Origin of the sequence: Streptomyces sp. NRRL S-244 (genome assembly GCF_000717915.1) — a bacterium.
Taxonomy (GTDB): Bacteria; Actinomycetota; Actinomycetes; order Streptomycetales; family Streptomycetaceae; genus Streptomyces.
Map to the genome: position 1 here is coordinate 134,103 of NZ_JOCX01000016.1, position 15,118 is coordinate 149,220.

9 protein-coding genes are annotated in these 15,118 nt (G+C 71.8%); 5 read left to right on the forward strand and 4 right to left on the reverse strand.

All coding sequences use genetic code 11. The annotated features are described in order from the left end of the window. Nucleotides 1-95 precede the first annotated feature (95 nt). The gene (locus IF02_RS0121295; RefSeq protein ID WP_158708528.1) at nucleotides 96-2,840 is read right to left on the reverse strand and encodes a PKD domain-containing protein; all 2,745 of its coding nucleotides are present in this window, start codon (nucleotides 2,838-2,840) and stop codon (nucleotides 96-98) included. A gap of 526 nt (nucleotides 2,841-3,366) precedes the next feature. Here IF02_RS0121295 and IF02_RS0121300 point away from each other — a divergent pair. The 4 genes from IF02_RS0121300 to glgB all read left to right on the forward strand — a co-directional run bounded on the left by IF02_RS0121300 (nucleotide 3,367) and on the right by glgB (nucleotide 10,942). After that, complete coding sequence (locus IF02_RS0121300; protein ID WP_030159256.1) at nucleotides 3,367-5,361, forward strand: alpha-1,4-glucan--maltose-1-phosphate maltosyltransferase; 1,995 nt, start codon at nucleotides 3,367-3,369, stop codon at nucleotides 5,359-5,361. Then, nucleotides 5,358-7,052: a maltose alpha-D-glucosyltransferase gene (gene treS, locus IF02_RS0121305; protein ID WP_030159257.1), complete on the forward strand. Its 1,695-nt coding sequence runs from the start codon at nucleotides 5,358-5,360 to the stop codon at nucleotides 7,050-7,052. The genes IF02_RS0121300 and treS overlap by 4 nt, the downstream gene beginning before the upstream one ends. A 153-nt stretch (nucleotides 7,053-7,205) precedes the next feature. Then, a complete protein-coding gene (locus IF02_RS0121310) occupies nucleotides 7,206-8,657 on the forward strand; it encodes a maltokinase N-terminal cap-like domain-containing protein (protein ID WP_078622229.1) in 1,452 nt (483 codons plus the stop codon). Then, on the forward strand, nucleotides 8,654-10,942 hold the full coding sequence (glgB, locus tag IF02_RS0121315) for a 1,4-alpha-glucan branching enzyme (RefSeq protein ID WP_234318283.1): 2,289 nt from the start codon (nucleotides 8,654-8,656) through the stop codon (nucleotides 10,940-10,942). The genes IF02_RS0121310 and glgB overlap by 4 nt, the downstream gene beginning before the upstream one ends. On the opposite strand, the gene trxA is transcribed toward glgB, so the two are convergent. Both trxA and IF02_RS0121325 read right to left on the reverse strand, forming a co-directional pair. Next, on the reverse strand, nucleotides 10,932-11,333 hold the full coding sequence (gene trxA, locus IF02_RS0121320) for a thioredoxin (RefSeq protein ID WP_078622230.1): 402 nt from the start codon (nucleotides 11,331-11,333) through the stop codon (nucleotides 10,932-10,934). The genes glgB and trxA overlap by 11 nt on opposite strands. Before the next feature lie 30 nt (nucleotides 11,334-11,363). Further along, nucleotides 11,364-11,759 carry a MerR family transcriptional regulator gene (locus tag IF02_RS0121325; protein ID WP_030159263.1) on the reverse strand — a complete coding sequence of 132 codons (396 nt, stop codon included), beginning with the start codon at nucleotides 11,757-11,759 and terminating at the stop codon, nucleotides 11,364-11,366. Between the two features lie 405 nt (nucleotides 11,760-12,164). Between IF02_RS0121325 and IF02_RS0121330 the strand changes: the two genes are divergently transcribed. Then, nucleotides 12,165-12,788, forward strand: coding sequence for a helix-turn-helix domain-containing protein (locus IF02_RS0121330; RefSeq protein ID WP_030159265.1), 624 nt, complete (start codon nucleotides 12,165-12,167; stop codon nucleotides 12,786-12,788). A gap of 39 nt (nucleotides 12,789-12,827) precedes the next feature. Here the strand turns inward: IF02_RS0121330 and IF02_RS0121335 are convergent, their stop codons facing one another. Beyond that, on the reverse strand, nucleotides 12,828-14,846 hold the full coding sequence (locus tag IF02_RS0121335) for a hypothetical protein (protein WP_158708529.1): 2,019 nt from the start codon (nucleotides 14,844-14,846) through the stop codon (nucleotides 12,828-12,830). Nucleotides 14,847-15,118 lie beyond the last annotated feature (272 nt).

The window sequence follows — 15,118 nt, forward strand, 5'->3', positions numbered from 1 at the left end:
GAACGCCGCCGCCCCGGCCGCCGCGTGCGGTGCACGGGTGGCCGGGGCGGCGGGTGTTGCGGGTGTTGCGGGTGCTGCGGGTCGGTCGGTACGGGTCAGGGCTGCGTGAAGTAGCCGAGCAGGTCGGTGATCACGTGGGTGCTGCCGCCGTGGCTGTTGGAGATGCTGACGCGGCCGTCGGCCACCGGGGTGGTGACGTGGTTGGGGACGGTGTCACCGGGACGGGTGTTGAGGCTGCTGGCCTCCGGCCGGGCGGTGCCGTATCCGTACACGGTCAGGAACCCGGGGCCGGTGGAGTCGGTCGCGGTGACGTTGAGCGCGGCGCCTATGGCGCCGGCGGGCAGGCCGGCCACGGTGGTGGTGGCGCCGGGGGCGAGCTTGCCGGTGGCGCGGGTGTCGGCGAGGCGGCGCGGCACGGTCGGCGTGAACAGGGCCTTGCCGTCCTTGCCGTACCAGCCCACCGCGTCGAGGACCAGGTGCGTGGAGCCGGTGTTGGTGTAGAGGGTGATCGTGCCGCCGGGGCCGACCGGGACGATGGCCTGGTTCGACTTGTCCTTGCCGGGTTCCAGGTTGAGGTTCGAGGTCGCGGGCCGCTTCGCCGGGTCGGGGTAGGCGATGACGTGGGCGTTCTCGGTGCTGGCGGTTCCGGTCAGGTTGAGCGCGACGGCGGTGGCGTCGGCGGGGATCGCGCCCACTCCGGCCACCTTGACGGTCCGGGTCTGGCCGGCGCCGAGCGCTCCGCCGGCGGCGCGGGTGTCGGCGAGGCGGGTCGGGGCGATCGGGCTGAACCGCTGGCCGATCCCGGGCTGGTAGTAGCCGACGAAGTCGACGACGAGCGCGGCGCTGCCGGAGTTGAGCTGGGCCGAGACCTTGCCGTCGGCGCCGACCGGCACGGTGACCGTGTTGGAGGAGGTACCGCCCTTGCGGACGTTGACGTTCGAGGTCTCCGGGCGCGGCTGGCCGGAGGGCCACACGCTCAGGTGGGTGTCCTCGGAGGCCCCGGTGACGGTCACGTTGAGGACGGCGGCGGCCATGCTGCCGGACAGGACGTGATCCGGAACGGACAGCCCGACCGGCAGGGTCACCGCGGTGGGGCTTCCGCCCCGGAGGACGGTGCCGTTGCTCCGCGTGTCCAGCAGCCGGAACGGGGCCGTGGCGACATAGCCGGACGGCGCGTAGTCGACCTTCACGCTCCGGGTGGCCGTGGACGTGGCCCCCTTCGCGTCGCGGAGGGTGAGCGTCACCTTGTACTCACCGGGCCGGGCGTAGGTGTGACCCGTGCCGGACAGACCGGTCTGGTGCTCGGTGGCGCCGTCACCGAAGTCGAAGTCCACGCTCTCCACCGGCCACGGCGCAGCGGAGGCCGAGAGGTCGACGCCCACGCTCAGCGGACGGGTGTGGCCGATCGGGTTGTCCGAGGTCGGCAGAACGGGATCCACGGTGAGGGCAGCGGTGAGCGGACCGGCTGCGGTCACGTTCGTCGACTTCGAGTCGGACACCGTCTCCCCGGCGTCGGAGACGGCCGTCACCGTGACCGCGCACCACGCACAGGGCGCGTTGTAGACGTGTTCCGCCGTGGTCGCCCTGGTCACGGTGGGGGCCGTGCCGTCACCGAAGTCGTAGCGGAAGGTCAGCGCGCCCGGCCAGCGGTTGTCCGCGACGGCCGTCGCCTTCACCGTGGTGCCCACCGGCGCCCAGTACTGGTCGAGGTCCAGCCGGACACCCTTCAGCCGGTCCTGGGTCTCGCGGGCGCCGCGGTCCAGATAGCCGCCGTCCTTGCCGGTGTTCGGGACGCGGGGGTCGTCGGCGGCGGGCTTGCCGTAGATGTCGGTGGGCAGGACGCCCGGAGCGGTCGCGTCGGCCGAGTCGATGGTGGGTGAGCCGTCGATCGCGCCGACCTTGTAGCCGTCGGGGGCCAGGAGGTCGTGCGCGCCCTGGCCGGTGGCGGCCTGGAAGGCCGCCGGGCCCGGGTAGGCCTTGCCGGCCCAGGTGTATGGGTTCACCGCCGGCGTTCCGTGACCGCTGAACACGTTGTAGTCGACTCGCGTGCCCTCGGCCGCGCTCTGCGACACGTCGAGGCCGCCCCGCGGACCCGCCGAGCGGCAACTGCTGTGGGTGGACTCGCTGAAGATCACATTGTTGAACAGTGCGGAGCCGGTCGAGGCGCCGCTGAACGACACGGTCGCCCCGCAGAGGGCGGAGAAGTCGTTGTTGGTGATGACCGTGCCGGGCGCGTCCACCACCGCGACGTTGCTCGACCCCAGGGTTCCGTTGAGCTCGTTGCGGCTGAGGACGGTGCCCCGCGCGCCGCCCTCGATCCGGACCCCCCACACCGAGCTGCGGGTGAAGCGCACGTCCGCGCTTGCTTCCCCGACGACGAGGCCGTCGAGCTCACCCCCGCCGCTGTGGATCCGGTCCAACTCGACGTCGGTGGACCGGGAGACGCGGATGCCGTCGCCGATGTACATCCCGCGCACCACCACGTGGCCCGCACCGCTGACGGTCAGGCCCTTGCCCAGGTCCACCCGGCTGTAGCCGTCGGCCGCGCCGGACACGAAGGCGATCGGCCTGCCCGGCTCGCCGGAGCGGTCGACGGTGACGGACTCGTCGTACGGCTCGCCCGGTGCGATCCGCACGGTCTGGCCCGGCTTCACGATCCTGGCGGCCGCCGAGATCGTACAGAACGGGGCCGCCTGTGCGCCGGAGCCGGCGTCGGAGCAGTGGGCGTCGGCGTTGTCGACGTAGAGCGAGGCCGGCGTATCGGCCGCGGCGGCGCCGGGGACACCGAAAAGAGTGACGAGGCCCGCGGCGAGCAGGACCACCGTACGAGTGGGACGCAACAGGAACGTTCCTTCGAAAAAGGTGAAGTGAATTCAGGACATTCCGTCGGTCGGAAACGCACGCGGAACTCACCGAGACGGGCCCCATGATCCCTCCTCCGGAGAGCGCTGTCACTCCGGATATTCCGCCCTCACCGCCCCAAATAACCGGTCGCAGATGGTGCCTGCGGTGCCCGTGGGGCGGGGGTTTCACGACGTACATCCGTTAGTCCCAACCGACTTGACTGAGCCTCGGCAGATGTCGGCCAAGACCTTGGTCTGGGCCGCGCGACTACGTACGAGTAGTTAACCGAGCGCACGGATTGAGCGGGGTGAGAGTGGGCAGGGCTCCCCGCGTACACGCACGGCACCCCGCCCCACCACCTCTCCCGCCACCCGAGTGAACGCGGACAGGAGCGGCCATGCCCGCAGCCCAGCCGTCTTCCGAGCGGCTAGAAACAGAGCGAACAGAGCGTGCACGACCAGCCGGTGCTCCGGCTGGGCTGTTGTCACCGAGCCCTGCGAACTGCCCCCAGGTGATCCCATCATGATCGGTCGCATTCCCGTGCTGGACGTCCGCCCCGCCGTCGACTGCGGGGCCAGACCCGCCAAGGCGGTCGTGGAAGAGGTCTTCGAGATCTCCGCCACCGTGTTCCGCGAGGGCCACGACGCCGTCGCCGCCCATGTCGTGCTCCGCGACCCCGCCGGGCGGCTGCGGCCCCCCGTGCCGATGCGCGAGCTCGCGCCCGGCACCGACCGGTGGGGCGCGCGGGTCTCCGCCGAGGTCGAGGGGAGGTGGACGTACACCGTCGAGGCGTGGAGCGACCCGGTCGGCACCTGGCAGGCCCACGCCGCCATCAAGATCCCCGCGGGCATCGACCCCGGGCTCACGCTGCTCGAAGGCGCCGAGCTCTACGAACGGGCCGGCTCCCGGATCCCGAAGAAGGACGGCCGCGAGCACGTCCTGGCCGCCGCCGAGGCGATGCGCGACGAGGACCGCCCGGTCTCGCTGCGGTACGCCGCCGCCCTCGCGCCCCCGGTCCAGGCCGCCCTCGCCCGGCGCCCGTACCGGGAGCTGGTCACCGCCTCCAAGGCCCTGCCGCTGGTCGTGGAGCGCAAGCGGGCCCTCTTCGGCTCCTGGTACGAGATGTTCCCGCGCTCCGAGGGCGCCGTCGTCGAGCCCGGCGAGGAGCCCGTGAGCGGAACGCTGCGCACCGCCGCCGAGCGGCTGCCGGCCGTCGCCGCGATGGGATTCGACGTGGTGTACCTGCCACCGATCCACCCCATTGGGAGTACGTACCGCAAGGGCCCGAACAACACTCTTTCGGCTGGAAGTTGGGACCCCGGGGTGCCGTGGGCCATCGGCTCCACCGAAGGCGGCCACGACGCCGTCCACCCCGACCTCGGCACGATCGAGGACTTCGACGCCTTCGTCGCCCGCGCCCGCGAGCTGCGCATGGAGATCGCGCTCGACTTCGCGCTCCAGTGCTCCCCGGACCACCCCTGGGTGGAGAAGCACCCCGAGTGGTTCCGCCACCGGGCCGACGGGACGATCGCGTACGCCGAGAACCCGCCGAAGAAGTACCAGGACATCTACCCGATCCACTTCGACACCGACATGGCCGGGCTCGTCGAGGAGACCGTCCGCATCCTGCGGTACTGGATGGAGCACGGGGTCCGCATCTTCCGGGTGGACAATCCGCACACCAAGCCGGTCGTCTTCTGGCAGAAGGTGATCGCGGACATCAACAAGTCCGACCCCGACGTGATCTTCCTGGCCGAGGCCTTCACCCGGCCCGCCATGATGCGCACGCTCGCCGCCATCGGCTTCCAGCAGTCGTACACGTACTTCACCTGGCGCAACACGAAGGCCGAGCTGACCGAGTACCTGACCGAGCTCGCGGACACCCGCTCCGCCTCCGTCATGCGGCCGAATTTCTTCGTCAATACGCCCGACATCCTCCACGAGTACCTCCAGCAGGGCGGCCGCCCCGCCTTCGAGGTGCGCGCCGTCCTCGCCGCCACCCTCTCCCCCACCTGGGGCGTCTACGCCGGGTACGAGCTCTGCGAGAACACCCCGGTCCGGGAGGGCAGCGAGGAGTACCTGAACTCCGAGAAGTACGAGTTCCGGCCACGCGACTGGGCGGCCGCGGACCGCGAGGGCCGCACGATCGCCCCGCTGATCACCGCCCTGAACCGGATGCGCCGCCGCAACCCGGCGCTCCAGCAGCTGCGCGACATCCATTTCCACACGACCGACAACGACCAGGTGATCGCCTATTCGAAGCACGCGGGCGCCAATTCCGTACTGGTGGTCGTCAACCTCGATCCGCACCACACCCAGGAGGCGACGGTCTCGTTGGACATGCCGGTACTCGGCCTCGACTGGCACGGGTCCCTCGCGGTGCGCGACGAGCTCACCGGCGAGACCTACCACTGGGGCAGGGCCAACTACGTACGCCTGGAGCCGGGCCGAACGCCCGCACACGTACTCGCGGCTCTGCGACCGTCCCCGCCCACCGGAGGGTCACCCACCACATGATGATCAACGATCCCGTCCACGACACGTTCGAGGACACCCCCGCGAAGGACCGCGATCCCGACTGGTTCAAGCGGGCGGTCTTCTACGAGGTGCTCGTACGGTCCTTCCACGACAGCAACGGCGACGGCGTAGGAGACCTGAAGGGGCTCACCGCCAAGCTCGACTACCTGCAGTGGCTGGGCGTCGACTGCCTCTGGCTGCCGCCGTTCTTCGCCTCGCCGCTCCGTGACGGGGGCTATGACGTCGCCGACTACACGTCCGTGCTGCCCGAGTTCGGCGACCTCGCCGACTTCGTGGAGTTCGTGGACGCCGCGCACCACCGCGGCATGCGGGTGATCATCGACTTCGTCATGAACCACACGAGCGACCAGCACGAGTGGTTCCAGCAGTCCCGCAAGGACCCGGACGGTCCGTACGGCGACTACTACATGTGGGCCGACAACGACAAGCAGTACCAGGACGCCCGCATCATCTTCATCGACACCGAGACCTCGAACTGGACGTACGACCCGGTCCGCAAGCAGTACTACTGGCACCGCTTCTTCTCGCACCAGCCGGACCTCAACTACGAGAACCCGGCCGTCGTGGAGGAGATCGTCTCGGCACTGCGCTTCTGGCTCGACCTCGGCATCGACGGCTTCCGGCTCGACGCCGTGCCCTACCTGTACGCCGAGGAGGGCACCAACTGCGAGAACCTGCCGCGCACCCACCGGCTCCTCAAGCGGGTCCGCGCCGAGATCGACGCGCACTACCCCGACACCGTGCTGCTCGCCGAGGCCAACCAGTGGCCCGAGGACGTCGTCGACTACTTCGGCGACTTCGCGAGCGGCGGGGACGAATGCCACATGGCGTTCCATTTCCCCGTCATGCCGCGCATCTTCATGGCCGTACGAAGAGAGTCGCGCTATCCCGTCTCCGAAATCCTGGCCAAGACCCCGGCGATCCCGGACCGCTGCCAGTGGGGCATCTTCCTGCGCAACCACGACGAGCTCACCCTCGAGATGGTCACCGACGAAGAGCGCGACTACATGTACGCCGAGTACGCCAAGGACCCGCGGATGCGGGCCAACATCGGCATCCGGCGCCGGCTCGCCCCGCTCCTCGACAACGACCGCAACCAGATGGAGCTGTTCACCGCCCTGCTGCTGTCGCTGCCCGGCTCGCCGGTGCTCTACTACGGCGACGAGATCGGCATGGGCGACAACATCTGGCTCGGCGACCGCGACGGGGTGCGCACCCCGATGCAGTGGACCCCGGACCGCAACGCCGGTTTCTCCTCCTGCGATCCGGGCAGGCTGAACCTGCCGGTCATCATGGACCCGGTCTACGGGTACCAGGTCACCAATGTCGAGGCCGCGATGGCATCGCCCTCCTCACTGCTGCACTGGACCCGCAGGCTCATCGAGGTCCGCAAGGCGAACCCGGCCTTCGGCCTCGGCTCGTACACCGAACTGCCCTCGTCCAACCCGGCGGTACTGGCCTTCCTGCGCGAGTACGGGGACGACCTGGTGCTGTGCGTGCACAACTTCTCCCGCTTCGCGCAGCCCACCGAACTGGACCTGCGGTCGTTCAACGGGCGGGTCCCGGTGGAGCTCACGGGTGACGTGCGCTTCCCGCCGATCGGCGAGTGGCCGTACCTCCTCACGCTCGCGGGGCACGGCTTCTACTGGTTCCGCCTGCGCACCGAGTAGCCGCCGAGTACGGGGTGGGCGCGCGAATGGGTCAATCGCCCGCCCCTGTACGGATCATCCTGACCCGACACTCGTACACCACCGGAGAAGCAACTGACGCGATCCGGGACACTCTCCGCATTCTGTGACGGCCCGGGGAAAGGACGCGACGCCATGTCGGAGGCTGCATCCGCCGGGACGACGAGCACGACCGGACTCAGTCCGCTGGAGCCGATGCTCCGGGACTGGCTGCCGCTCCAGCGCTGGTTCGCCGGCAAGGGCCGGCGCATCGGCCGGCTCCGGATGATCTCGGCGGCGGACCTGCTCCCGCCGGGCTCCTCCCCCCGGCTCGTCCATCTGCTCCTGGACGTCGACGGCGACTGCTACCAGCTGCTGCTCGGCGTCCGCCCCGCGCTGCCGCCCGCCCTGGCGCCCGCGCTGATCGGGCGCGCCGAGCAGGGCCCGTACGCCGGCCAGTGCGTGTACGAGGGACTGGGCGATCCGCGGCTGGCGGCGCTGTTGCTGGAGCGGTTGCGCTCCCCCGGCACCGTCGGCCCGCTGCGCTTCGACCGCGACCCGATGGCGCTGATCCCGGCGGCGCTCGCCCCCCGGCCGCTGTCCGGGGAGCAGACCAACTCCTCGCTGATCTACGGGGATTCGTACATCCTGAAGGTGTTCCGCCGGGTCGGCCCCGGGGTCAATCCCGACCTGGAGCTGCCGAGAGCGCTGGCCGCCGCCGGGTGCGCGCGGGTCCCCGCGCCGGTCGCCTGGTACGAGGCCGCGCTGCCCGGTGGAGAACCGTTGACCCTGGGCGTGCTCCAGCCCTATCTGCGCGGCTCCGACGACGGCTGGCAGCTCGCGCTGGGCCGGCTCCGCGCCGGGGCCGACTTCACCTCCGAGGCGCACGCGCTGGGCCGGGCCACCGCCGAGGTCCACAGCGCGCTCGCCGCCGCACTGCCCACCCTCGCGCTGGGCCCCGAGCAGACCGCCCGGCTCGCCTCCGGGATGACGGCCCGGCTGGCGGCCACCGCCCGCGAGGTGCCCGCGCTGCGCCCGTACGAGGCGGGGCTGCGCGGGGCGTTCGACGCGCTGGCCGTGTCCCGCGGGGCCGGGGTGCCCGCCCAGCGGATCCACGGGGACCTGCACCTGGGCCAGACCCTGCGCACCGCCGACGGCAGCTGGGCGCTGATCGACTTCGAGGGCGAGCCGGCCCGGCCGCTGGCCGACCGCCGCCGCCCCGAACCGGCCGTCCGCGACATCGCCGGGATACTGCGCTCGTTCGACTACGCGGCCCGCTCCCACCGCCCGTTCGCCCCCGCCTGGGCGGACGCCTGCCGGGCCGCCTTCTGCGAGGGCTACGCCCGCACCACCGGCCGCGACCCCCGCGAGGACCTCGTCCTGCTGCGCGCGTACGAGACCGACAAGGCGGTGTACGAGGCGCGCTACGAGTCCCGGCACCGCCCCGACTGGCTGCACGTGCCGATGGCCGCGATCCGGCGGCTGGCCGCCGGCGCGGACCGGGGATTCGGCCGGACGCAGCCGGGCGCCGGGCCCGCCACCGCCGAAGGCTTCCCCTCCCTCTCCCCCCACCCCCGCCCGCAGCCGCCTAGGAGGCCGCACACGTGAGCCCCGCCCGTCAGTCACCCTCCACCACCCCGCCGCCCCCGCCCCCGGCTCCGGCCGCGGCGGCTCCGCGCAGAGCCCAGGCACCGCGCGCCCGGCGGGCTCCCGCGCACGGGGTACGGCCGGCGCCCGCGCTCGGGGCCGCGGAACGGGCCCGGCTGCTGGAGGGCCGCCACCACGACCCCCACGGGGTGCTGGGCGCCCGGACCCGGCGGGACGGGGTGGTCTTCCGCGTGCTGCGCCCGTACGCCAAGGCGGTCACGATCATCGCGAAGGGGCTGCGGGCCGAGCTCCACGACGACGGCCACGGGCTGTTCTCGGGGCTGCTGCCGCTGACCGGCGTGCCGGACTACCGGCTGCTGGTCGCGTACGACGAGGACGAGATCGAGGTGCACGACCCCTACCGGTTCCTGCCCGCGCTCGGCGAGCTGGACCTGCACCTGATCGGCGAGGGCCGGCACGAGGAGCTGTGGACGGCGCTCGGCGCCCGGCCGATGGAGCACCAGGGCGTGGCCGGCACCCGGTTCACGGTGTGGGCGCCGAACGCCCAGGGGGTGCGGGTCACGGGGGACTTCTCGTACTGGGACTCGGTCGCGTACCCGATGCGCTCGCTGGGCGCGAGCGGCGTGTGGGAGCTGTTCCTGCCGGGGGTGGGCGAGGGCGCGCTCTACAAGTACGACATCACGCGGCCGGACGGCAGCCACACCCTGCGCGCCGACCCGATGGCCCGCGCCGCGGAGGTCCCGCCGGCCACTGCCTCGGTGGTCACCGCGTCCCACTACGCGTGGCAGGACGCGGAGTGGATGGCGCGGCGCGGGGCCCGCCCGGCGCACCAGGCCCCGTTCTCGGTGTACGAGCTGCACCTGGCCTCCTGGCGGCCGGGGCTCTCGTACCGGCAGCTGGCCGAGCAGCTCCCCCCGTACGTCAAGGAGCTGGGCTTCACGCACGTGGAGCTGATGCCGGTCGCCGAGCACCCCTTCGGCGGCTCGTGGGGCTACCAGGTCACCGGGTTCTACGCGCCGACCTCGCGGATGGGCGGCCCGGACGACTTCCGCTTCCTCGTGGACGCGCTGCACCGGGCCGGGATCGGGGTGATCGTCGACTGGGTGCCCGCGCACTTCCCGCGCGACGAGTGGGCGCTCGCCGAGTTCGACGGACGGCCGCTGTACGAGCACCACGACCCGCGGCGGGCCGCGCACCCGGACTGGGGGACGCTGGAGTTCGACTACGGCCGCAAGGAGGTCCGCAACTTCCTCGTCGCGAACGCCGTGTACTGGTGCCAGGAGTTCCACGTGGACGGGCTGCGGGTGGACGCCGTCGCCTCGATGCTCTACCTGGACTACTCGCGCGGCGAGGGCGAGTGGACGCCGAACGAGCACGGCGGGCGGGAGAACCTGGACGCGGTGGCGCTGCTCCAGGAGATGAACGCGACGGTGTACCGGCGCTGTCCGGGCGTGGTGACGATCGCGGAGGAGTCCACGGCGTGGGAGGGCGTGACCCGGCCGACGGACGGGGGCGGGCTCGGCTTCGGGCTGAAGTGGAACATGGGCTGGATGCACGACACCCTGCGCTACGCGTCGAAGGATTCGGTGCACCGCAAGTACCACCACCACGACATGACGTTCGGGATGATCTACGCGTACAGCGAGAACTACGTGCTGCCGATCTCGCACGACGAGGTGGTGCACGGCAAGGGCTCGCTGGTGTCGAAGATGCCCGGTGACTGGTGGCAGCAGCGGGCCATACACCGTGCGTACCTGGGCTTCATGTGGGCCCACCCCGGCAAGCAACTGCTGTTCATGGGGCAGGAGTTCGCCCAGGGTTCGGAGTGGTCGGAGACGTACGGGCCGGACTGGTGGCTGCTGGACTCCTCGTACGCCGCGGCCGCCGACCACCGGGGCGTGCGCGACCTCGTGCGCGACCTGAACCGCACGTACACGGCGGCGCCCGCGCTGTGGGAGCGGGACAGCGTGCCGGAGGGCTTCGCGTGGGTGGACGCGGACGCGGCGGAGGACAACGTCTTCGCGTTCCTGCGCTACGCGCAGGACGGCTCGCAGCTGCTGTGCGTCTCGAACTTCTCGCCGGTGGTGCGGCACGGCTACCGGATCGGCGTCCCGGAGGAGGTGCCGTGGTGGCGGGAGGTCCTGAACACGGACCTGGAGCAGTACGGCGGCAGCGGCGTGCGCCACCTGCAGCCGCTGCGGCCCGAGCCCGTGCCCGCGCAGGGCCGCCCGGCGAGCCTGCGCATGACCCTCCCGCCGCTGGCGACGGTCTGGCTCAGGCCGTGACGGCGGTGGCGCGGGTGACGGCGGTGGCGCGGGTGACGGCGGTTGCGCCGGTGACGCCGGTGACGTCCTCCAGCTCCTGAAGAAGCTTGCGCTTGGCGCGGGCCCCGACCATCTGCTTCACGGGCTCGCCGTCGCGGAAGACGAGCAGGGTCGGCATGGACAGCACCCCGTACCGGACGACGGTGGCGGGGTTGCTGTCCGCGTCGATCTGCACGACCTTGAGGCGGTCGGCCTCCTCGGCGGCGACGGCGGACAGCACGGGCGCGAGCTGCCGGCACGGCCCGCACCAGTCGGCGGTGAACTCCACGAGGACGGGCCGCCCCCGCTCGGCGAGCACCTCCGCCTCGAAGTCCTGGTCGGTCACCTCGGCGACACCTTCGGCGTGGATCATCTCGTTCCCCTCACTTCTCGTGGTCCGGTCTTACGGTCCGGTCATTTCACAGCGCGGCGAAGCCGCCTCCCCGGCGGCTTCCTCGGCGGCGGCGAGCTGCCGCGCGACCTGCTCCCGTACGTCGGCCAGCTGGCCGATCAGCCCGTCGAGCTCGGCGAGCTTGCGCCGGTACACGGCCAGCGACGCGGGACAGGAGTCCCCGGCGGGGTGGCCGGCGCGCAGGCAGTCGACGAACGGGCGGGTCTCCTCCAGCTCGAAGCCGAAGTCCTGGAGCATGCGGATCTGGCGCAGCAGCCGCAGGTCGTCCTCGTCGTACGTGCGGTAGCCGTTGCCGGTGCGGCGTGCGGGCAGCAGTCCGCGCGACTCGTAGTACCGCAGGGTCCGCGTGCTGGTCCCGGCCCGCTCCGCCAGTTCGCCGATTCGCATGCCCCGACCGTAAGCCTTGACGCCGACGTCAAGGCAAGGACCGGATCGGGGTGAGGGGTGGGGCCCTCGCCACCCCCGTATGCGAGGGCCCCGACATGGATCACGCACGGGGTGGGAGGCCGGTTCAGGAGGGGGTGAGGAAGATCGGTGAACATCGTGCGGAGGGGTTTCGCGCGGTCGGCCGGAACCGTACGCTGGGAAATGGATCTAGTACTGGTCCGATTACCGGACAGTCGCCGGGAAACTCGCCCCCGACGTTGAACTCCCTAGGACGTTCCTACGAGTTCTGGGCTTGTTTGAACGGTCTGTAGTCGCCACCCCTTGGGCACTCCTACGGTGTGCCCTGTGCACTCCAGCCCTCCCTTCAATGCCCCCGCCGCGCGTCGCCTCCGCGCAGCCCTGGGCATGGCTCCCGGTCATGTCGCCTATGGCCTGCGTGCCCAGTACGGACTGATCGTCGAGCCCGAGACCGTGATGGCCTGGGAGCGCGGTGAGATATCGCCGAGTTCCGCCGAGCTCACGGCGCTGGCCGGCGTCCTGTGGTGCGCCCCCGGCGAACTGCTCGCCGAGCCCGTGACCCTGCGGGAGCACCGGATGGCCCGCGGCATGGCCGCGGACGAGCTGGCCCGGCGGATCGGGATGGAGACGGCCGCGTACCAGAAGATGGAGGACACCGGGCGCTGGAAGGGCAACGAACGGCAGTCCGTGGCCCTGGCGCAGGTGCTCGGGCTGTCGCTGGCCCAGTTCGTGGCGGCGACGGGCAAGCAGGACGAACTGGCCGAGCTCCTGCGCAACGCGGTGACCACCCGCTGGCAGGCGTACGTGAAGCCGCTGGCCAAGCTGCTGCCGGTTCCGAAGCAGCACCTGGAGCCGGTCCTGGAGCGGCTGCACGGGGACTACCAGTCGAAGATGGTGGCCACCCTGAGCTGGGGCGGCGCCTCGGGCGAGGCCGGCGCGGGCGACGCGGGCCGCCAGTTCCTGGCCGACATAGTGACCCACTTCTGGTCGTACGCCTCCGGCCCCCGCTAACCGCCGCGCGCCGGACCCGCCGGGCCCCCGTACGCGCCGTCACTTCAGCGGCGCGTACACCACGGTCGCGGCGCTGCCGGCGTCGGCGAGGTCCTGCTTCAGGCGGTCGGCCGCCTTCCGGTCGCCCACCAGGACGGTCGGCGGGGTCGGGCAGGACGCGATCGCGCCCTTCAGGTGGCCCAGCGAGGCCCGGTACTCCTTCTCGTCGACCGCTGCCGGGCCGCCGATCTTGACGTTGAAGACCTCGTAGAGCCCGACCATCGTGCCCGCCTGATGGGTGAGGACCTGCGCGAGGAACGTCGCCCTCAGGTTCAGGTACGTGTCGTCGCCGTAGAGCGCGATCACGGGCGAGCCGACGCCCTTCAGGTCGCGCCCGGCCAGCGTTTTGGCCGCCGGGCCGATGTCGTTCTCGTGCTCGCCCCGGGCCCACTTGATCATCTGGCTGTCGTACCAGGCGGAGGGATGCCCCCAGCCGGACGGCACTCCCCACTGGACGTTGCCGAACAGGGCGAGCGCGGCGGCCGTCGCGAGACCGGAGCGCAGCAGCAGGCCGGCCCGGTGGCGCAGCGGGGAGCTCGTCGTGCGTGCGGCGGGCTGGAGCATCAGCCCGACCAGGCCCAGCGAGATCAAGGCGATCACGAGGCCGGCGGCGGTCAGCTTCTCGAAGTAGTACGAGTAGTAGCCGATGGTGTGCTTCTGCCAGGCGCCGAAGACTCCGATCACCGTGGTGGCGCCCAGGACGAGGGCCAGGACCATCTGCCCCGTGCCCGTCCTGCGGTTCACCGGCAGGGAGGCGGCCACCAGGGCGAGCAGCCCGCAGCCGATGAACACCGGGCGGTCGGGGATGACCATCGGTCCGGCGAGGTTGGACGTCTTCGCGACGTCCAGCTTGGTCAGGACGGAGAAGGCGCTGGGCAGTGCGGCGATCAGGGCGCCGCCGGCCAGGGCGCCGACGACGAGGCGGCGGTGCGGGGCGAAGCGCCGCCGGTGGACGACCAGGACCGCGGCCAGGGCGATGCCGACGAGCGCGCCGTAGAGGTTGTAGACGTAGGTCACCGAGACCAGGGCGGCGCTCCCGACGAGGACGAACTCGGCCCGGCCCATCGCCGGCCGTACGAGGAGCGCCAGCGCGACGGCCAGGAACAGCAGTCCGAAGGTCTCCGAGTCGAAGCCCCACGCGACCAGCTGCGCCATCGAGCCGGACATCATCACCGCCGCCACGGTCGCGCAGACCGCCGCCGCGCGCCAGCCGCGCAGGCGCGGGCCGCCGATCCAGCGGGCGGCCCAGACGAGTGCGCCGCAGAACAGTGCGTAGGCCGCGAGCACGTACAGGAGGTAGCGGTACGTCATGTCGAGGCCGGAGCCGCCGTCGGTCGACGACTTCACCAGTACGTCGGTCCAGGCCATCAGGAAGTGCGTGCCCTGCGGGTAGACCGCCTCGGCCGGGGTCATCATGTACGCCTTGGCCGCCTCCTGGTGGAGGAAGGCGTAGCCGCCCACGTGGTGGATGCCGTCGAAGTACGAGAAGTGTCCGAGCCGGTCCTCGGAGGTGGCGAAGTAGGCCAGCCGGTCGGCCGTCGACTTGCCGGCCAGCGGGTGGTGGAAGTAGCGCCAGACCACGGCCACGGTCGCGAGTACCAGGGCGTCCGAACCACGCAGGCGCAGCGGTATGCGGGGCCTGCGGCCGGCGAGCCAGCCGGTGACGGACAGAACGGTCAGCAGGAGGCCGGTCCCGGGGACGGGGGCCAGGCCCCACGGCCAGACGGAGAAGAGCAGGCCGAAGGCCATCACCGCGCCGCAGAGGAGGAAGGACGCGACCACCAGGCGGTCGAGGAGCCCTCCGCCCACGCGGATCAGGGAGGCGACCGCCAGTACCAGGACGGGGATGAGCACCACGTCCAGGGCGAGCGCGTGGAGCAGGAGCGGCAGGGCCCAGGACAGGGCCACGGCTGCGCCGAGGACGGGCCACCGCCTCCCGCTGCCGGCCCGGCCTCCGGCCGTGTGCGGCGGCCGGATGTCGACGGGCTTGCTTGTCGGAACGGCAGAGCGGGTGGCCACGGGAGACGGGCACCTTCCATCGGGCAGGGGGAGCGGATGACGGGGCCGGACACGACGGCTGGATCCGTCCACGCGACGCGGCCACCCACCCCAACCCCCAAGCCGGGAATCATAGCCGTCGGGCATGAGCGCGGGACGAAGCCCCGGAGAACGGATCTCCGGGGCTGAATGCCGCAGCGGCGGCAGGGGCTTCGGGCCCGCGCGATGGGGGCCGGAGGTCCCGCCGGGCGGGGCGGAGGGCCTGCGGACCGGCGGGGCGGAGGGCCTGGGGG

What these genes read in the sequence shown, in the direction of transcription:
- IF02_RS0121300 (WP_030159256.1), top strand. Translation starts at nt 3,367, where the DNA reads ATGATCGGTCGCATTCCCGTGCTGGACGTCCGCCCCGCCGTCGACTGC.
- treS (WP_030159257.1), top strand. Translation starts at nt 5,358, where the DNA reads ATGATGATCAACGATCCCGTCCACGACACGTTCGAGGACACCCCCGCG.
- IF02_RS0121310 (WP_078622229.1), top strand. Translation starts at nt 7,206, where the DNA reads ATGTCGGAGGCTGCATCCGCCGGGACGACGAGCACGACCGGACTCAGT.
- trxA (WP_078622230.1), bottom strand. Translation starts at nt 11,333, where the DNA reads ATGATCCACGCCGAAGGTGTCGCCGAGGTGACCGACCAGGACTTCGAG.
- IF02_RS0121325 (WP_030159263.1), bottom strand. Translation starts at nt 11,759, where the DNA reads ATGCGAATCGGCGAACTGGCGGAGCGGGCCGGGACCAGCACGCGGACC.
- IF02_RS0121330 (WP_030159265.1), top strand. Translation starts at nt 12,165, where the DNA reads ATGGCTCCCGGTCATGTCGCCTATGGCCTGCGTGCCCAGTACGGACTG.